The 17,823-nt window shown below is 70.9% G+C and carries 16 protein-coding genes; 4 read left to right on the forward strand and 12 right to left on the reverse strand.

Features of this window, described 5'->3' with window-relative positions; genetic code table 11:
* The first annotated feature begins 76 nt into the window (after nt 1-76).
* Both ACF1G2_RS12500 and ACF1G2_RS12505 read left to right on the forward strand, forming a co-directional pair.
* Nucleotides 77-1,543: a cytosine permease gene (locus ACF1G2_RS12500; protein ID WP_391798247.1), complete on the forward strand. Its 1,467-nt coding sequence runs from the start codon at nt 77-79 to the stop codon at nt 1,541-1,543.
* Between the two features lie 58 nt (nt 1,544-1,601).
* The gene (locus tag ACF1G2_RS12505; protein WP_391798248.1) at nt 1,602-2,579 is read left to right on the forward strand and encodes an LLM class flavin-dependent oxidoreductase; all 978 of its coding nucleotides are present in this window, start codon (nt 1,602-1,604) and stop codon (nt 2,577-2,579) included.
* 47 nt (nt 2,580-2,626) lie between these two features.
* Here ACF1G2_RS12505 and ACF1G2_RS12510 read toward each other — a convergent pair whose 3' ends face one another.
* The 4 genes from ACF1G2_RS12510 to ACF1G2_RS12525 all read right to left on the reverse strand — a co-directional run bounded on the left by ACF1G2_RS12510 (nt 2,627) and on the right by ACF1G2_RS12525 (nt 8,926).
* Complete coding sequence (locus ACF1G2_RS12510) at nt 2,627-4,060, reverse strand: sugar porter family MFS transporter (RefSeq protein WP_391798249.1); 1,434 nt, start codon at nt 4,058-4,060, stop codon at nt 2,627-2,629.
* 203 nt (nt 4,061-4,263) lie between these two features.
* Nucleotides 4,264-7,839, reverse strand: coding sequence for a chromosome segregation protein SMC (gene smc / locus ACF1G2_RS12515; protein ID WP_391798250.1), 3,576 nt, complete (start codon nt 7,837-7,839; stop codon nt 4,264-4,266).
* A gap of 196 nt (nt 7,840-8,035) precedes the next feature.
* Nucleotides 8,036-8,251, reverse strand: a complete 216-nt coding sequence (locus ACF1G2_RS12520; RefSeq protein WP_352190317.1) for a hypothetical protein — start codon at nt 8,249-8,251, stop codon at nt 8,036-8,038.
* A 393-nt stretch (nt 8,252-8,644) separates the two neighbouring features.
* Complete coding sequence (locus ACF1G2_RS12525) at nt 8,645-8,926, reverse strand: acylphosphatase (RefSeq protein WP_383226673.1); 282 nt, start codon at nt 8,924-8,926, stop codon at nt 8,645-8,647.
* A 165-nt stretch (nt 8,927-9,091) separates the two neighbouring features.
* Between ACF1G2_RS12525 and ACF1G2_RS12530 the strand changes: the two genes are divergently transcribed.
* Both ACF1G2_RS12530 and ACF1G2_RS12535 read left to right on the forward strand, forming a co-directional pair.
* The gene (locus ACF1G2_RS12530) at nt 9,092-9,928 is read left to right on the forward strand and encodes a CAP domain-containing protein (protein ID WP_391798251.1); all 837 of its coding nucleotides are present in this window, start codon (nt 9,092-9,094) and stop codon (nt 9,926-9,928) included.
* 138 nt (nt 9,929-10,066) lie between these two features.
* Nucleotides 10,067-10,450, forward strand: a complete 384-nt coding sequence (locus ACF1G2_RS12535) for a winged helix-turn-helix transcriptional regulator (protein WP_391798252.1) — start codon at nt 10,067-10,069, stop codon at nt 10,448-10,450.
* Here ACF1G2_RS12535 and mutM read toward each other — a convergent pair.
* The 8 genes from mutM to recG form a co-directional block, all read right to left on the reverse strand.
* A complete protein-coding gene (mutM, locus tag ACF1G2_RS12540; protein WP_352190321.1) occupies nt 10,440-11,300 on the reverse strand; it encodes a bifunctional DNA-formamidopyrimidine glycosylase/DNA-(apurinic or apyrimidinic site) lyase in 861 nt (286 codons plus the stop codon). The genes ACF1G2_RS12535 and mutM overlap by 11 nt on opposite strands.
* Before the next feature lie 158 nt (nt 11,301-11,458).
* Nucleotides 11,459-12,286, reverse strand: a complete 828-nt coding sequence (gene rnc / locus ACF1G2_RS12545) for a ribonuclease III (protein ID WP_391798253.1) — start codon at nt 12,284-12,286, stop codon at nt 11,459-11,461.
* A gap of 19 nt (nt 12,287-12,305) precedes the next feature.
* Nucleotides 12,306-12,479: a 50S ribosomal protein L32 gene (rpmF, locus tag ACF1G2_RS12550; protein ID WP_030496967.1), complete on the reverse strand. Its 174-nt coding sequence runs from the start codon at nt 12,477-12,479 to the stop codon at nt 12,306-12,308.
* A 2-nt stretch (nt 12,480-12,481) separates the two neighbouring features.
* Nucleotides 12,482-13,165, reverse strand: coding sequence for a YceD family protein (locus tag ACF1G2_RS12555; RefSeq protein ID WP_391798562.1), 684 nt, complete (start codon nt 13,163-13,165; stop codon nt 12,482-12,484).
* A 106-nt stretch (nt 13,166-13,271) separates the two neighbouring features.
* Nucleotides 13,272-14,303, reverse strand: a complete 1,032-nt coding sequence (locus ACF1G2_RS12560; protein WP_391798254.1) for an ATP synthase F0 subunit B — start codon at nt 14,301-14,303, stop codon at nt 13,272-13,274.
* Between the two features lie 110 nt (nt 14,304-14,413).
* The gene (coaD, locus tag ACF1G2_RS12565; RefSeq protein WP_383170846.1) at nt 14,414-14,905 is read right to left on the reverse strand and encodes a pantetheine-phosphate adenylyltransferase; all 492 of its coding nucleotides are present in this window, start codon (nt 14,903-14,905) and stop codon (nt 14,414-14,416) included.
* 26 nt (nt 14,906-14,931) lie between these two features.
* Nucleotides 14,932-15,516, reverse strand: coding sequence for a 16S rRNA (guanine(966)-N(2))-methyltransferase RsmD (gene rsmD, locus ACF1G2_RS12570; protein WP_391798255.1), 585 nt, complete (start codon nt 15,514-15,516; stop codon nt 14,932-14,934).
* Between the two features lie 70 nt (nt 15,517-15,586).
* Entirely contained in the window at nt 15,587-17,800 is a 2,214-nt protein-coding gene (recG, locus tag ACF1G2_RS12575) for an ATP-dependent DNA helicase RecG (RefSeq protein WP_391798256.1), read from the reverse strand.
* Nucleotides 17,801-17,823 lie beyond the last annotated feature (23 nt).

Genomic DNA, 17,823 nt, shown 5'->3' on the forward strand with positions numbered 1-17,823 from the left:
AGTATCGGCCACGACCGGACCTCGGGAGGAGCACGTACTCTGGGCGGGTCCCCCACCCCCCGCACGGAGTACCACCATGCCCTCTGCCGCCGAAGCCGTCGTCGAGAGCGAAGGCGCGGTCGAGACCCGAGGTCTCGAACCCGTCCCCGACGCCGAGCGCACCGGCCGCGTCCGCGAGCTGTTCCCGACCTGGGTCGCCGCCAACATCAGTGTGCTTCTGCTCACGATGGGCGCGGGCCTGGTCGTCTTCAACGGCCTGAACTTCTGGCAGGTGCTCGTCGTCGCGACGGCGGCGCCCGTCCTGGCGTACGGGATCGTCGGCCTGATCTCGATCGCGGGTAAGCGCGGCGGCTCCCCCGGGATGGCCCTGTCGCGGGCCGTCTTCGGTCAGCGCGGCAATCTCTTCCCCGGTTCGCTGATCTGGGTGGCCCGCTGGGGCTGGGAGACGATCAACGCGGTGACCGGCGCCTACGCCGTCCTGACCGTGCTCGACCTGCTCTTCGGGATCGAGTCGAACACCGTGCTGATCGTCGTCACCCTGCTGCTCTTCGTCGCCTGCACGTTCCTGGTGTCCGGGCTCGGCATCAACGCCCTGCGGGTGTGCAGCACGTGGTCGACGTACCTCTTCGGCGCGTTCTCGGTGCTGGTGCTGGTGTACCTCGTCGCGGGCACCGACTGGTCCGCGGTGTTCGACAAGCCGGCCGGCTCGACGGCGATGATGATCGCGGGCATCGGCACGATCGCCGCGGGCGGCATCAGCTGGGTCCCCTCCGGCCCGGACTTCACCCGCTACCTGCCGCGGACGGCCTCCTCGAAGGCGATGGTCGGCTCCACGATCGGCGGTGCCGGGATCGTCGTGCTGCCGATGGTCCTGATGGGCGCGGTGATGGCGGTGGGCACCCCCGGACTCGCTTCGGCGCAGGACCCGGTGTCGTTCATCGGCGAGCTGCTGCCGGCCTGGATCGCCGTGCCGTACCTGATCATCGCGCTGATCGGGATGCTGCTGATCAACTCGATGTCGATGTACTCGGCCGGGTTCACCGCGCAGACGCTCGGCATCAGGGTCTCCCGGGCCGCCGCGGTGAGCGTGAACGCCGTGATCAGCCTGGTCTTCGGCTTCCTGCTGATGGTGGTGGCGACCAGCTTCATCGGCTCGTTCATCTCCTTCCTGACGCTGCTCGCGGTGGCCTTCTCGGCGTGGATCGGCGTCTTCGGCGTCGACATGCTGCGGCGGCGGTCCTACGACGGCGAGGCGCTGATGGACACCTCGCGGACCAGTGCGTACTGGTACCGGGGCGGTTTCGCCTGGCAGGCCATGACGGCGTGGGCGGTGGCGCTGGCCACCGGCCTGCTCTTCACCCGGGTCGACTGGTTCTCCGGTCCGCTCGCCTCCTCCTGGATCGGCGAGAACGGGCTCGGCTGGGCGGCGACGATCGTGGTCGCGGGCGTGCTGTACGCGATACTGCCCCGGACCGCGGGCCCGTCGGAGGCCGTGGACCGGGCCGGGGACCGTGAGAGCGACTCCGAGACTGTTTGCATCTGACGTGACGTCAGATACTGTCCCCCTTCGCCGGCTTCCCACGCGCGGAGGGGGACTTCCCATGCCCTTCACAGTCGTACGGTTCAACCTCGTCGATCCGCACGCGACCCCCGAGTCCCTCTCGGAGCGCTATCGCGCGGCCCTCGCCATGGCCGCCTACGCCGACGAGCGCGGCGTCGACACCGTCCAGACCGAGGAGCACCACGGCGCCGCCAACAACTGGCTGCCCTCGCCGTTCGCCTTCGCGGGCGCGGTGTTCGGTGCCACGAGGAGGATCGCGGTCACGGTCTCGGCGATCATCGGCCCTCTGCACGACCCGCTGCGGCTCGCGGAGGAGATCGCCGTCCTCGACCTGCTGAGCGGCGGCCGCCTGGTGACGGTGGCGGGGATCGGGTACCGGCCGGAGGAGTACGAGGAGCGCGGGGTCGACTGGGGCCGCCGCGGCAAGCTCCAGGACCTGCTTCTGGAGACCCTTCTGAAGGCCTGGTCCGGTGAGCCCTTCACCTACGAGGGCCGTACGGTACGGGTCACGCCGCGGCCCCTCAGCACGCCGCATCCGCTCCTGCTCGTCGGCGGTTCGTCGAAGGCGGCGGCGCGGCGGGCGGCGCGGCTCGGGCTGCCGCTCTTCCCGAGCGCCCATCTGCCGGAGCTGGAGGAGTACTACAAGCAGCAGTGCGTGGAGTACGGCACCGAGGGCTGGACGATGATGCCGGCCGAGAAGACCCCGCTGCTGCACGTCTCGGAGGATCCGGAGCGGACCTGGGAGCTGTACGGCGAGCACTTCCTGCACGAGGCGCGCACCTACGCCTCCTGGCAGTCGAAGGACATCCGCTCGGCGGTGCGCTCGGCGGCGACGACCGTGGCGGAGCTGCGGGCCGAGGGGGTCTACCGGATCGTGACCCCGGACGAGTGCGTGGCGCTGGGGCGGGAGCTGGAGAGCCTGGTGCTGCATCCGCTCTGCGGCGGGATGCCGGTCGAGGAGGGGTGGCGTTCCCTGCGGCTGCTGGGCGGGACGGTGCTGCCCCGGCTCACGGCATAGGACCGTGGCCGGGGCAGTTCCGTGCGCGAGAAGAGGGGCAGCGGGGATTAGCCCATCTCCTCCAACGCCTTGCCCTTGGTCTCCTTCACGTACCTGAGCACGAAGGGGATGGAGAGCACGGCGAAGACCGTGTAGATGATGTAGGTGCCGGAGAGGTTCCAGTCCGCCAGGGACGGGAAGCTGGCCGTGATGGCCCAGTTGGCGATCCACTGCGCGGAGGCGGCGACGCCGAGGGCGGCGGCGCGGATCCGGTTGGGGAACATCTCGCCGAGGAAGACCCAGACCACCACGCCCCACGAGAGGGCGAAGAAGAGCACGAACACGTGGGCGGCGACGAGCGCGACGACGCCCTCGGTGGTCGGCAGCTTGCCGTCGACGAGCTCGGCGGAGAAGGCCCAGGCCTCGAAGGCGAGGGCGATCGCCATGCCGACGGAGCCGACGAGGGCGAGGGGCTTACGGCCCACCCGGTCGACCAGGACCATCGCGATGACCGTGCCGATGATGTTGATGATCGACGTGGTGAACGAGTAGAAGAACGAGCCGGCGGGGTCGATGCCGACCGACTGCCAGAGCGTCGAGGAGTAGTAGAAGGCGACGTTGATGCCGACCAGCTGCTGGAAGACGGAGAGTCCGATGCCGACCCAGACGATGGGGAGCAGCTTGAAGCGGGTGCCGGCGACGAGCAGGTCCTTGAAGGTGGACTTGTGCTCACGGCGCATGGCCTGTTCGATCTCGGCGACGCGGTGGTCCAGGTCGACGCCGTGGCCCTCGACCTCGGAGAGGACCTCCTTGGCCTTGTCGGTCCTGCCGACGGAGATGAGGAAGCGGGGGGACTCCGGGATGGCGAAGGAGAGCAGACCGTAGAGCACGGCGGGGACGACCATCACGCCGAGCATCCACTGCCAGGCCTCGAGGCCGCCGATCTCGCCGCGCTGGTCGCCGTCGGCGAGCTGCAGGATGCCGTAGTTGACGAGCTGGGAGACGGCGATGCCGATGACGATGGCGGCCTGCTGGAAGGAGCCGAGCCGGCCGCGGTAGGCGGCGGGGGCGACCTCGGCGATGTAGGCCGGGCCGATCACCGAGGCCATGCCGATGGCGAAGCCGCCGATGATCCGCCAGAAGGCCAGGTCCCACAGGGCGAAGGGCAGGGCCGAACCGACGGCGCTGACGGTGAACAGCACCGCGGCGATCTGCATGCAGCGGATGCGGCCGATCTTGTCGGCCATGCGGCCGGCGGTCGCGGCGCCGATCGCGCAGCCGATCAGGGCGATGGCGATGACCTGGGCCAGGGTTCCGGAGCCGATGTCGTAGCGGTCCCGGATGGCCTCGACGGCGCCGTTGATGACGGAGCTGTCGTATCCGAAGAGGAAGCCTCCCATCGCGGCGGACGCCGTGATGAAGATGACGTGGCCGAGGTGGTCCGGGTGGGCGGCTCGGCCTTCGGAGGGCGGCGGCGTGGGCGCCTGCGCGGGGCTGGTCACATGGACTCCTGGGGGCTCCGGCAGCGTCGCCGGTGCGTGGGGGGCGAGCCCTTCAAGTGGCGCACAACATCGCGCCGCCCACCACGTGAAGGTAAAAGCAACGTTGCAGAGACTATGTCTTCATGTTTCGAAGTCAAGAGGTCATGTCGTATGACTTAAAACTGAGTTTCAGTTCTCTTGCGTTCAAGACTTGAAGTTGATCATCACCGCAGTCGCTGGCTGATGACCTTGGATACCCCGTCCCCCTGCATGGAAACGCCGTACAGCGCGTCCGCGACCTCCATCGTCCGCTTCTGGTGCGTGATGACGATCAGCTGCGAGGACTCCTGGAGCTCCTGCATGATCCGGATCAGTCGCTGGAGGTTGGTGTCGTCGAGCGCCGCCTCCACCTCGTCCATCACGTAGAACGGGCTGGGCCGGGCCTTGAAGATGGAGACCAGCATGGCCACGGCGGTGAGCGAACGCTCGCCGCCGGAGAGCAGCGAGAGCCGCTTGACCTTCTTGCCGGGCGGACGGGCCTCCACGTCGACGCCGGTGGTGAGCATGTTGTCGGGGTCGGTCAGGATCAGCCGCCCCTCGCCGCCCGGGAAGAGCCGTGAGAAGACGCCCTCGAACTCGCGCGCGGTGTCCCGGTACGCCTCGCTGAAGACCTGCTCGACGCGGATGTCGACCTCCTTCACGACCTGAAGGAGGTCGGCGCGGGTCTTCTTCAGGTCCTCCAGCTGCTCGGAGAGGAACTTGTGCCGTTCCTCCAGCGCCGCGAACTCCTCGAGGGCCAGCGGGTTCACCTTGCCGAGCTGCTGATACGCCCGCTCGGCGGCCTTGAGCCGCTTCTCCTGCTCCGAACGGACGAACGGGCGGGGCTGGTTGCGCGGATGCTCAGGGTCCTCCGGCAGCTCCTCGCCCTCGGCGGGCGGCGACGGCGGTACGAGCTGGTGGGGACCGTACTCCGAGACCAGACCGGCCGGCTCGACGCCCAGCTCCTCCAGCGCCCTGGTCTCCAGCTGCTCGATCCGCATCCGCTTCTCGGCACCGAGGACCTCACCGCGGTGGACGGAGTCGGTCAGCTTGTCCAGCTCGGACTTCAGGTCCCGGCCCCGGGCGCGGGCCGCGGACAGGCCCTGCTCGCGGGCGCCCTTGGCGGCGTCGGCGAGGGCCCGCTCCTGCTCGGCACGGACGAGGGAGACCTCGACGTGGGCCAGCAGCTGCCGGGCGCCGGAGGCGACGGCGGCCGCGACCTCCGCCTCGTGGCGCAGCCGGGCGCGCCGCTGCTGCGCACGCGCGCGTGCCTCGCGCTCGGCCCGGGCGCCCCGGTCCAGGGAGTCGGCCCGTCCGGCGAGCCCCTTGACCCGCTCCTCGTGCGTACGGAGCTGAAGCCTCGCCTCCATCTCGGTCTGGCGGGCGTTGGCGCCGTCGGCGGCGAGCCGGTCGCGCACGGAGGTGTCGGGCTCCTCCTCACCCGGCGCCTCCTCCGCGACGAGCAGCCTCTCGGCGAGCTCCTCGGCCTCGTGAAGCGCCTTCTCCAGGGCCTCGTCCGCGCGGGAGGCGGCGGCCGCGGTCCGCTCGGCCTCGCCCGCGGCGCCCCTGGCCTGTCCGGCGAGCCGGCCGAGCTGCTGGGCCACCTGGGACTTCTCGCGGTCCGCGGCACGGCGGCTCTCGGCCAGCTCCTCGACGAGCGCGGCCGCTGTACGCCGTGACTCGGTCGCCGTCCGCTGGGCTTCGGCCAGCTCCTCGCAGCGGGACTCCAGCTCCTCCAGCTCGGCGGCCGCCTCGTCGACGGACGCCTGTACCTCGAGAAGGCTGGGCGCCCCGGCGGATCCTCCGTGGGCGAAGTGCGCCCCGAGCAGATCGCCCTCGCCGGTGACGGCGGTGAGGGCGGGATGGGCGTGGACGAGGTCCTCGGCCTCGTCCAGGGAGCCGACCACCACGATCCCGTCGAGCAACCGTCGCACCGCGGGCATGAGTTCCTCGGGCCCCCGGACGAAGTCGGCGGCGCGGGGAGGCAGACCGGGCGGGGCGGCCCGGCCCGGGCCGTCGGCCGTGGCCCCGGCCGGCTCCGGCGCGTCCGTCAGCAGCAGCGCGGCCCGGCCCGCGTCCTGCTTGCGCAGGAGGCGCAGGGCCTCGACCGCGGCGGTGGGGCCCGAGACGGCGACGGCGTCCGCCGCCGCGCCGAGGGCGGCTGCGAGCGGGATCTCGTAGCCGGGTGTGACGGTGAGCAGTTCGGCGGCCGGGCCGAGCAGCCCGGTCAGGCTGTCGCGGGACCCGAGCAGCGCTCCCGTCCCGTCCTTGCGGCGCAGCCCGAGCGAGAGCGCCTCGTGGCGGGCCCTGGTCGCGGCGCGGCGGCGGTCGGCGGCGGTGGCGGCCTCGCGGGCGGCCGTCAGGGCGGCCTCCGCCTCGGCGAGGTCGCGGCGGGCGGCCTCGTACCGCTCCCCCCGCTCACTGTCGTCCGCGTCGAGGCCGTCGACCTCTGCCTTGAGCTGCTCGTACTCCTCCTGGGCCGCGACGGCCCGCTCCTGGGCCTCGTCCCGGGCGGCGGCCAGCCGGTCGATCTCGGCCTGCGCGGACGCGGCCCGCGAGCGGGCGGCGTTGACCTGGCCGTGCAGCCGCGCGAGGCCCTCGCGCCGGTCGGCGATCGCGCGCGCCACGTCCTTGAGCCGGCGCTCCTCCACCGCGAGTTCGCGTTCGAGGTCGGCGCGGTGGGCGACGGTGTCCTCGAGCGCCCGCTCGGCCGCCTCGAGGGCGGCCTCCAACTCGGCCTCCTGCTCGCGGATGCGGGCGGCCTCGCGCTCCATGTCCTCCGGGTCCCTGCCCCGGCGCTCCTCGGGCGGCTGCGCGGTGGCACTCTTCACGCGCGCGTCGGCGAGCGAGACCGTGCCCCGCACCCGCTCGGCGAGCTGGGAGAGTTCGTACCAGCTCTGCTGTGCGCGCTGGAGCCGCGGGGCGAGCCGGCGGACCTCGTCCTCGAGCTCGGCCTCCTTCACCAGGGCGGCCCTCAGCTCGCTCTCGGCCCCGTCCTTGCGTTCCTTGAGCGCGGCCTCGTCGGCGACCTCGGCCTTCAGCGCCTCCTGGAGGCGGACGAGGTCGTCGGAGAGCAGCCGCAGCCGGGCGTCGCGCAGGTCGGCCTGGATGACGGCGGCCCGGCGGGCGACCGCAGCCTGGCGGCCGAGCGGCTTGAGCTGGCGGCGCAGTTCGTCGGTCAGGTCCTGGACGCGCGCGAGGTTGGCCTGCATCGCGTCGAGCTTCCGCAGCGCCTTCTCTTTGCGCTTGCGGTGCTTGAGGACGCCGGCCGCCTCCTCGATGAAGGCGCGGCGGCCCATCGGGTCGGCGTGGAGGACGGAGTCGAGCTGGCCCTGGCCGACGATGACGTGCATCTCGCGGCCGATGCCGGAGTCGGAGAGCAGGTCCTGGATGTCGAGCAGCCGGCAGGTGTCGCCGTTGATCTGGTACTCGCTGCTACCACCCCGGAACATGATCCGGGTGATCGTGACCTCGGCGTAGTCGATGGGGAGCGCGCCGTCGGAGTTGTCGATGGTCAGCGAGACCTCGGCGCGGCCGAGCGGCGGACGCCCGGTCGTGCCGGCGAAGATGACGTCCTCCATCTTGCCGCCGCGCAGCGACTTGGCGCCCTGCTCGCCCATGACCCAGGAGAGCGCGTCCACGACATTGGACTTGCCCGATCCGTTGGGCCCCACGACACACGTGATTCCCGGTTCGAACCGCAGCGTGGTGGCGGATGCGAACGACTTGAAACCGCGGAGAGTCAGGGCCTTGAGATGCACGCCCCCGGACTCTACCTGTGGTTGCGCGTTTCACCCATGAAGGTGCAGGGCACACCCTCGGGTGAGGAGGGGGTGGGACATGGGGGACTCAAGAAAGAAGGGACGCCGGAGCGTCCCTTGCACATCTGTCTCTGCCAGCGAGAGTGTTTCTCACCCTGCCCCGGCACGGGGCCGACAGTCACGTGGATGGTGACGGTCAGGTGAGCGCAGGCTCCGCCTTGGGAACGTCGAGGTCGATGCTGTCGAGCAGCGACTCGCCATGCTGTGCGGCGGCAGCGTTGAGCGCGTCGTTCTCGGACTGAATCCGTACAAGCTCGGACTCGAGGTCCTGGACGCGCTGCTGAAGCCGTCGCATCTCGGCGAGGAGTCGCGGGTCGGAGCCGCCGACGTAACCGAGAAGCGCCTTTGCCATGATGGATGGTCCTCCACACTGAGTGACCGACCGAAGCGGTGTGGGTCGTGAGGGATTTCGCACCCGCGGTGCTCGGCAGTGCTTCATGTCGTGCCGGTTCTTACTGCCAAACAGCTAAGGTGCGCGGGGATTCCAGAGTCTCACCAAAAAGTTTGACGGTCAACACGATCACGCCCGGTATCAAGGGGCGCCGGGGGTCTACGGCCGCACAACAGTCGGCTGGACCTCGCAACTCGGCACCTCAGGGGGCGTAGCGATCATCCTTCCGCGCGGAGCCCGGCATCGCAAGCCCTTCTCGGCAACCATCAGGCCATTTCCCCTTCGGCGACCCTTCGCCGAACGTCCGCCCGAAGGCCGAGCGGGCCATCGGACGGAGCGCCGTAAGGGTGATCCTCAGCGGATCGCGAAGCTGTCGTAGCCGCCGCGCGGGGTGTCCCAGATCTCAGTGACTCCGTCCACACGCCCGGGAGTGTCGGCGGAGCGCAGCCACTCCAGCAGACGGTGGCAATTCTCACTCGGCCCCTCGGCCACGACCTGTACCCGGCCGTCGTCGAGGTTGAGGGCGAAGCCGACGAGGCCGCCGATCTCCAGCGCGTTTGCCCTGGTGAACCAACGGAAGCCCACTCCCTGTACTCGGCCGCGCACCCAGGCGGTCAGCCGTACGTCTTCGTTCATGACTGAACGCTAGCTGGCCAATTGGACACAGAGCACACCGCCCCCATGCGTCATGGCGTACAGTCCCGTCGGAATACGGCTCACCCGTTCGGGCGCGTCGCATTCGACAAGCCCGCAGTAGCAAAGATCAGCAAAGCCAGCAGTACGGATCAGGGAGGCAGAGGGATGGGACGCCATCGCAGGAGGCGCAGCGCGCCCGTGCGCACCGGACTGCTCGGTGCCTCCGCCGCGGTGGCGGTCGGCGCGATCGCCGTCGCCTCGGGCATGCTGCCCGGCGGGGAGACGCACACCGTGGGCAGCGCCGGCTCCGGCACGGAGCAGAGCCAGTCCCGGCAGGCGCCGGAGCTGACGACGCAGGGCGGCTCGTCCGCGACTCCGTCGTCCACGTCGGCCGGCACCAAGACGGGTACGGGCAAGACCTCCCCCTCCGCGACCCCCTCGCCGAAGCCGTCGAAGACGACCGCCTCCCCCACCCCGTCGAAGACGGCCGCCAAGCCGTCGAAGACGGCGACCCCGACGAGGAAGGCCGTCCCCACGAAGACGGCGAACCCGAAGCCGGCTCCGACGACCGCGAAGCCCGCGCCGACCCGCACGACGGCGCCGGCCGCGCCGGCCCTGAGCCGCGCCGCGGCTGCCGAGGCCGAGGTCGTCCGGCTTGTCAACCAGGAGCGGGCCAAGGTGGGCTGCTCCGCGGTGCGCTCGGACTCCGCGCTCGCGTCGCTGGCGGGTGCCTTCAGCGCGGACATGGCCGCGCGCGGCTTCTTCGACCACACGGACCCCGACGGCGACACGCCGTGGGACCGGGCGTCGCAGGCGGGCGTCTCCGGCATGGGCGGCGAGAACATCGCCCGCGGCCAGGTGGACGCGGCGGCGGTGATGGACTCCTGGATGAACAGCGACGGCCACCGCGCGAACATCCTGAACTGCGACTACACGACGCTCGGCGTCGGTGTGCACTTCGCCGACGGCGGCCCCTGGTGGACTCAGGACTTCGGCTTCTGAGCCGGGGCCGACCGACCGCCGGGACGAGTATCCCCTCCGGGACGAGCATCCCCTCCGGTGCGCGCATCCCTCTGGTGAGCGCGTTCCTGTGGTGAGCGCAACCCGACGGTGAGCGCTGTGCCGCAGTACGGTGAGGACATGAGTGACGACCTCGCCTTCGACGTGTTCGCCCGGGCCTGCCAGTCGCGCGTCACCCTGGAGCATGTGACCGGGCGGTGGGGCAGCCTCACCCTCGGCGCGCTGTACGAGGGGACCTTCCGCTTCAACGAGCTGCGGCGCCGGGTCGACGGGGTGAGCGAGAAGATGCTGTCGCAGACCCTGCACGCCCTGGAGCGGGACGGGCTCGTACACCGCGAGGCGCAGCCGACGAACCCTCCGCGGGTGGACTACACGCTCACACCGCTGGGACGCGAGGTCGCCGAGCGGCTCGTCGGTCTGATCGAACTGGTGGAGGGCCGGATGCCGGAGGTCCTGTCGGCGCGCGAGCGGTACGACACGGGCCGGGCCGCCGTCACGCCGTAGCGCGCGGCGGGCGCTGGCAGCGCGGGCAGAAGTAGCTCGACCGGTTCATCCAGGGACGGCGGCGCATCGGGGTGCCGCAGCGATGGCACGGCTCGTCCTCCCGCCCGTACGCGTCGAGCGACCGGTCGAAGTAGCCCGACTCGCCGTTCACGTTGACGTACAGGCTGTCGAAGCTGGTGCCGCCGACCGCGAGGGCCGCGTTCATCACGTCCCGTACATGGCCGAGGAGTTCGGCCGAGCGGGGCCGGGTGAGCGTGGCGGTCGGCCGGTCGTAGTGGAGCCGGGCGCGCCAGAGCGCCTCGTCCGCGTAGATGTTGCCGACCCCGCTGATCAGCGTCTGGTCGAGCAGCGCCCGCTTGATGGTCGTACGGCGCAGGCGCAGGGCCGCCTGGAAGGCGGCGTCGTCGAACTCCGGGTCCAGCGGGTCGCGAGCGATGTGCGCGATGACGTCGGGCAGCCCGTCCGGGGTGTTGTCATGGAGCGAGAGTCCGCCGAAGGTGCGCTGGTCGACGAAGCGCAGTTCGGTGCCGAGGCCGTCCTCGAACCGGACCCGGATGCGCAGATGCTTCTCGTCCGGGGTGGTCTCGGGCTGCACGAGCAACTGCCCGCTCATCCCGAGGTGGCCGAGGACGGAGGCCCCGGTGTCCGCCAGCGGGATCCAGAGGTACTTGCCGCGCCGGCGTGCGATCCCGAAGGTGTGGCCCTTGAGGCGGGCGGCGAAGTCCGCGCCGCCAGCCGGGTGCCTGCGTACCGCGCGGGGGTGCAGCACCTCGACCTCGCCCACGGTCCGCCCGCCGACCCAGCGCTCCAGACCGCGCCGCACGACCTCGACCTCGGGCAACTCGGGCACGGGCACTCCTCCGGGGTGGGGTGGACGATGGCCGCAGCCTATCGCCGGGGAGCCGGTCGTCCCGGGCCGGGGGCCGGGTCGGGACCGGTCGGCGGAGACAGGTCCGCCCGCCCTCCGGAGCCGGAGGGCGGGCGGGTGGTTCCTGCTCGAAGGAGCGGTCAGTCCGACGGAAGGCCGGCGGGCGTCGGCGCCCCGCCGCTCGTGGGCTGCTCGCCGGTGACGGTGGAGTCGGGCTCGCCCGCCTCCGCCGCGGCCTTCGCGGCCGCGAGACGCTCGTCCGCCGCCGCGCGGATCGCGCGCCATGCGGACTCCGCCGCCTGCTGCTCCGCTTCCTTCTTGCTGCGGCCGGTGCCGGTGCCGTACGAGACACCACCGACGCGGGCGGCAGCAGTGAAGGTCTTCTCGTGGTCCGGGCCCGTCTCCGTGACGAGGTACTCCGGAACACCCAGACCCTCGGCCGCGGTCAGCTCCTGGAGGCTGGTCTTCCAGTCCAGGCCTGCACCGAGGTTCGAGGACTTCTCGATCAGCGGGTCGAAGAGCCGGTGCACCAGCTCCGAGGCCGCGTCGAGACCCTGGTCGAGATAGACCGCACCGATCACCGCTTCAAGGGTGTCGGCGAGGATGGATGCCTTGTCCCGGCCACCCGTGCCCTCTTCGCCCCGGCCGAGCCGGATGAAGGAGCCGAGCTCGAGGCCGCGACCGACCTCCGCCAGCGCACGCGAGTTGACCACCGCGGCCCGCAGCTTGGCCAGCTGGCCCTCGGGCAGGTCGGGGTGGGTGCGGTACAGCGTGTCCGTGACCACCAGGCCGAGCACGGAGTCCCCGAGGAACTCCAGACGCTCGTTGGTGGGCAGACCGCCGTTCTCGTACGCGTACGAGCGGTGCGTCAGCGCACGCACCAGAAGGGCGGACTCGAGCTGATACCCGAGCCGCCCTTCCAGAAGCGTGTGGGACGAGGCATTGTCCGTCTTGTTGGACTCAGACATTGCGCCTCTCACCAGCCACTCAGACCGAGAGGACCTGGCGCTTGTTGTAGGTGCCGCAGCTCGGGCACGCGATGTGCTGCTGCTTCGGCTCCTGGCAACGCTCACACGAAACCAGGGTGGGGACCGCAGCCTTCCACTGCGACCGGCGGTGGCGCGTGTTGCTGCGCGACATCTTCCGCTTCGGAACAGCCACGGCTACTTCTCCTGCTTCTCGTCGACGCCAGCTTCGGCGCCGCTCATGTTGTCCTTCTCATCGGTTCCCAGCGAACCGGCGAGTCCCTGCAGTGCCGCCCAACGCATGTCGACGGCATCATGGTGGTGGTCCGGGTCGGCGTTCAGGTCGGCTCCGCATTCGGAGCACAGACCCGCACAGTCCTCCCGGCACACCGGCTGCATCGGCAGTGCGAGCACCACCGCATCACGCAGCACGGGCTCGAGGTCGAACATGCCGTCCTCGAGGGGGATCATGTCCTCGTCGTCCTCGGCTTCGTCGTCCGCGACCGCCTTGGAGCGGCCCCGGTCGTCGGAGTCGGGGTACGAGAACATCTCCTGGAAGTCCACGTCGAGATCGAGCTCGACGGGCTCCAGACACCTTACGCACTCCCCCTCGGCCGATGCACGGGCGGTGCCTGTGACAAGCACCCCTTCCATGACCGACTCGAGACGGAGGTCGATTTCCACCGGCGCGCCTTCCGGCACACCGACGACCCCTTCGACACCGAAGTTCTTGGGGGCCTCGGCCGAACGGGAGATCCGCTGAAGGGCACCAGGACGCCGCCCCAGCTCGTGTGTGTCGAACACGAGGGGGTTGCGGTGGTCGAGGCGCGTGCTCAGGGCTCTTCCTGCTTTCGGATCGTGAGGGGCTGGCCGCGTTCGAATCGAGAGACGAAGCGGGCAGCAGGGATCGCGGGCATACGCGCGACCGAAGAGCCAGGATACTGGACGCTTCGCCCAGGGCCCAATCCGGGCCCGTGGAGCCGGTCGCTCAGTGCCCCTGACCGTGGCCGTGACCCTGCTCATACCGGCGCAGCTGCTCCAGATCGATCATGCTCGTGTCGAAGAAGCTGGTCTCGTCGAGCGCGGCGGGTTGCGCCTGCGGGACCTGCGGCTGCTGCTCGTAGCCGTAACTCTGCTGGTACGCGTACGGGTCCTGCTGCTGGTAGGCGTACGGGTCGGCCTGCTGGTAGGCGTAGGCGTCCTGCGGCTGCTGCTGGTACCCGTACGGGTCCGGCTGCTGCGCCGGGATCTGCGGGGCCTGCTGCATGACGGGCTGCTGCACCGGCTCCGGGTCCGCCAGCTCGGCGAGGCCGGCCAGGTAGTCGGCGTCGCTGGTGTGCACGGCCCCGCCGGCCGCGTCCTGGGCGGCCATGTGCGCGCCGAGGTCGTCGGTGGCGATCCGCCCGTGCAGTTTCTGCCGGCCGCGGCCGACGGCCTCCAGGGTCTTGGAGAGCACGGCCTCGAAGGCGCCGAGCTTGGCGTCGACGTACTCGTCGGCCCGGTGGATCAGGGTCTGCGGGTCCGCGCTGTACTCCGGGGCGTCCTCGTCGGCGTATCCCTGCTCGTCCAGGCCGGGGCCGCGGCCGAGCAGCTTCTCGCGGCCGCGGTCGACGGAGCCGATGGTCTTGTTGAGGACGACCTCGAAGTTGGCGAGCTTGGAGTCGACGTAGTCGTCGGCCTCGGCTCGGATCTCCTCGGCCTCCCGGCGGGCCTCGGAGAGGATCCGGTCCGCCTCGTCCTGGGACTGGCGGGCGACCTGGGTGTCCGAGATCAGCGAGCCGCGCTCGGCGTGGGCGGCCTCGATGATCCGCTCCGCCTCCTGGCGGGCGTGCTCGACCATCTGCTCCCGGCCGCCGAGGAGCTCCTGGGCCTGGGCCAGGGAGCCCGGCAGGGCCTCCCGCACCTCTTCGAGCATGGCGAGCAGCTCGGCGCGGTTGACCACGCAGGACGCCGACATGGGCATGGAGCGGGCGTTGGCGACCGCCGAAACGATCTCGTCGAGCTTCTTCTGCACGTCCACCGGGTGCTCGCCACTCTCTACAGCTGGATGGAGACGGACGGGACGACTGTAAGGGCAGTCGTCCCCCGTACGACACCAGGTGACGGACCGTCAGCGACGGTCGCGGGGGGTCACTGCTCGGCGCGCCGCTCGGCGAGGCGCTCGGTGAGCCTGCCGAGGACCGCCTGCGGGACCAGGTGGGAGACGTCGCCGCCCCAGGCGGCGACCTCCTTGACCAGGGAGGACGACAGGAAGCTGTACGTCGGGTTGGTGGGGACGAAGAGGGTCTCGACGCCCGAGAGGCCGTTGTTCATCTGGGCCATCTGCAGCTCGTAGTCGAAGTCGCTGACCGCGCGCAGACCCTTGACGATCGCGGGGATGTCGCGCTGCTTGCAGAAGTCGACGAGCAGGCCGTGGAAGGCTTCGACCTCGACGTTTCCGAAGTCGGCGGTGACTTCGCGGATCAGTTCGATCCGCTCGTCGACGGTGAAGAGTCCTCGCTTGGACTGATTGATCATCACCGCGACGTGCACGACGTCGTACAGCTTGGAGGCGCGGGCGATGATGTCGAGGTGTCCGTTGGTGATGGGGTCGAATGACCCCGGACAGACGGCGCGGCGCAACTTGGGTCCCTCGCTCTCCGGTCCGGTCATCGTGCGTCTTCGCACGTAGAGGCGGCGCGACCGTACCAAAACGTTCCCTCGCCGTAGCGACGGGCCCGGAGTGATGTGAAACCGGCCGGCCAGGCGAACTCGCCGCCTCGGGTGCTGCGCTCCACGGTGACGACGGCATCGTCGGCGATCCAGCCCCCGGAGCGGAGTGTGAGGAGGATCTCGCGAAGATCGTCGTCCGAGACGGCGTAGGGCGGGTCGAGGAAGACCAGGTCGTACGGGGCGGCGGGCGCCGATCCTGTCACGATCTGTTCCGCTTTGCCGGTCCGCAGTTCGGCGCCGGGGAGTCCGAGCGACCGGATGTTCTCGCGGACGGTCCGGGCGGCGCGGGCGTCGGCCTCGACGAGCAGGGCGTGCACCGCGCCCCGGGACAGGGCCTCCAGGCCGACGGCGCCCGAACCCGCGTACAGATCGGCGACACGGGTCCCGTGGAGGGTGCCGAGGAGCGACTCCCAGGTGGAGAAGAGGCCCTCGCGCGCCCGGTCGGAGGTCGGGCGGGTGCCGTTGCCGGGTGGCACGGCCAGTCGGCGTCCGCCGGCGGTACCGGCGATCACGCGGGTCATCTGAGGTCCTTGTCCTTGTGCTTCCGGGCTCCTGTGTCTCCACGATATGGCCGGTGGGCGGGGTGTGCCGTCACCCCTTCTCCAGGAACTCCTCCCGCTCCTTGTCCAGGAGCGCGTCCAAGGCGGTGCGCAGCTCGGGGTGGGCGCTGAGGTCGGGGTCGGCGTGGACGACGGCGGTGGCCTCCTCGCGGGCGGCGGCGATGACCTCCTCGTCGTCGAGGACGGTGAGCATCCGCAGGGAGGAGCGGACGCCGGACTGGGCCTGGCCGAGGACGTCTCCCTCGCGGCGCTGTTCGAGGTCGATGCGGGAGAGCTCGAAGCCGTCGAGGGTGGAGGCGACGGCGCCGAGGCGCTGGCGCGCCGGGCTCGCCTCGGGCATCTCGGTGACGAGGAGGCAGAGGCCGGGGGCGGAACCCCGGCCGACGCGGCCGCGGAGCTGGTGGAGCTGGGAGACGCCGAAGCGGTCCGCGTCCATGATCACCATGGCGGTGGCGTTGGGGACGTTGACGCCGACCTCGATGACGGTCGTGGCGACCAGGACGTCCGCCTCGCCCGAGGCGAAGCGGCGCATGACGGCGTCCTTGTCGTCGGGGTGCATCCGGCCGTGCAGGACCTCGACGCGGAGTCCGGCGAGCGGGCCCGCGCGAAGCTTCTCGGCGACCTCCAGTACGGCGAGCGGCGGCCGCTTCTCGGCCTCGTCCTCGGGGGACGCCTTCCGCTTCTGCTTCTCGTCCTCGTCGTCGCCGATGCGCGGGCAGACCACGTACGCCTGGTGTCCGTTCTCCACCTCCTCGCGCACGCGCTCCCACGCCCGGGCGAGGAAGTGCGGCTTGTCGGCCGCCGGAACGACATGGCTGGCGATCGGGGAGCGTCCGGCGGGCAGCTGGTCCAGGACGGAGGTCTCCAGGTCCCCGAAGACGGTCATGGCGACCGTGCGCGGGATCGGGGTGGCCGTCATGACCAGCAGGTGGGGCGGCTGCTTGCCCTTCCCGCGCAGAGCGTCGCGCTGCTCCACGCCGAAGCGGTGCTGCTCGTCGACGACGACGAGACCGAGGTCGTGGAACTGGACCTTGTCCTCGATCAGCGCGTGCGTGCCGATGACGATGCCGGCCTCGCCGGTGACCAGGTGGAGGAGGGCCTGCCGACGGGCGGCGGCGCCCATGGAGCCGGTGAGCAGCACGGCCTTGGTGGCCTGCTCGGCCCCGCCGAGCATGCCTGCCTGGGCGAGCTCGCCCATCATCTCGGTGATCGAGCGGTGGTGCTGCTGGGCGAGGACCTCGGTGGGGGCCAGCATCGCGGCCTGTCCCCCGCTGTCGACGACGGCGAGCATGGCACGCAGGGCGACCAGCGTCTTGCCGGAGCCGACCTCGCCCTGGAGGAGGCGGTGCATCGGGTGCTCGGTGGCGAGGTCGTCGAAGATCTCCTTGGAGACCTTCCTCTGGCCGTCGGTGAGGGTGAAGGGCAGCTTGGCGTCGAAGGCGTCGAGGATTCCGCCGGGGGTGGGCCGGCGGGCGACGGCAGGCAGTTGGGTGTCGGCGTGCCGGCGTCGGGCGAGGGCGACCTGGAGGACGAAGGCCTCGTCCCACTTGAGCCGCTGCCGGGCGTCCTCGATGTCGGCCTTCGTACGGGGGCGGTGGACCTTCTGGAGCGCCTCGGGCAGCTCGGCGAGGCCGCGGCCCTCGCGCAGGGCCGGCGGCAGCGGGTCGGCGAGCCCGGCCCAGCCGGTGGCGGCCAGGGAGTCCAGGGCGATGGAGACGGACTGCTCGATGGTCCAGGACTCCAGCTGCTTGCAGGCGGGGTAGATCGGCAGCAGTTCGTTCGCGAAGGCCTTGACCGTCTCGTCGCTGCTCTCGGCGTCCAGGAGCTTGTACTCGGGGTGGGTGAGCTGGAGCTTGCGGTTGAAGACCCCGACCTTGCCGGCGAACATCCCGCGCCGGCCCGGCAGCAGCTCCTTCTGGTGGAAGTGGACGGCCCGGCCGAAGAAGACGAGCTGCATCCGCCCGCTGCCGTCGGTGAGGGTGACCTCCAGGCGCTGGCCCTTGCCCCGGCCGCCCTTGTTGAAGGTCAGCACGCGGGCGTCGGCCACCTGCGCGACCACCGTGACGTGCTCGTCCAGCGGCAGGTCGGCGAGGGCGGTGAGCTCGCCGCGCTCGGCGTACCGCCGGGGGTAGTGGTGGAGGAGATCCCCGACCGTACGCAGGTCGAGGTGCTCGGCCATCACCTTCGCGGTGGCGGCGCCGAGGAGGTTCTTCAGAGGTTCGTCGAGCACTGGCACGCGTTCCATTGCACACCACCGGACTGACACCC

It is taken from the genome of Streptomyces sp. NPDC013457, assembly GCF_043089925.1.
In the GTDB taxonomy this organism is placed as follows: Bacteria; Actinomycetota; Actinomycetes; order Streptomycetales; family Streptomycetaceae; genus Streptomyces.

Excerpts from the sequence above, each read along its gene's own strand:
- rsmD (WP_391798255.1), bottom strand. The coding sequence starts at position 15,516 with ATGACCCGCGTGATCGCCGGTACCGCCGGCGGACGCCGACTGGCCGTG.
- ACF1G2_RS12530 (WP_391798251.1), top strand. The coding sequence starts at position 9,092 with ATGGGACGCCATCGCAGGAGGCGCAGCGCGCCCGTGCGCACCGGACTG.
- ACF1G2_RS12535 (WP_391798252.1), top strand. The coding sequence starts at position 10,067 with ATGAGTGACGACCTCGCCTTCGACGTGTTCGCCCGGGCCTGCCAGTCG.
- ACF1G2_RS12520 (WP_352190317.1), bottom strand. The coding sequence starts at position 8,251 with ATGGCAAAGGCGCTTCTCGGTTACGTCGGCGGCTCCGACCCGCGACTC.
- recG (WP_391798256.1), bottom strand. The coding sequence starts at position 17,800 with ATGGAACGCGTGCCAGTGCTCGACGAACCTCTGAAGAACCTCCTCGGC.
- ACF1G2_RS12525 (WP_383226673.1), bottom strand. The coding sequence starts at position 8,926 with ATGAACGAAGACGTACGGCTGACCGCCTGGGTGCGCGGCCGAGTACAG.
- ACF1G2_RS12505 (WP_391798248.1), top strand. The coding sequence starts at position 1,602 with ATGCCCTTCACAGTCGTACGGTTCAACCTCGTCGATCCGCACGCGACC.
- ACF1G2_RS12500 (WP_391798247.1), top strand. The coding sequence starts at position 77 with ATGCCCTCTGCCGCCGAAGCCGTCGTCGAGAGCGAAGGCGCGGTCGAG.
- rnc (WP_391798253.1), bottom strand. The coding sequence starts at position 12,286 with ATGTCTGAGTCCAACAAGACGGACAATGCCTCGTCCCACACGCTTCTG.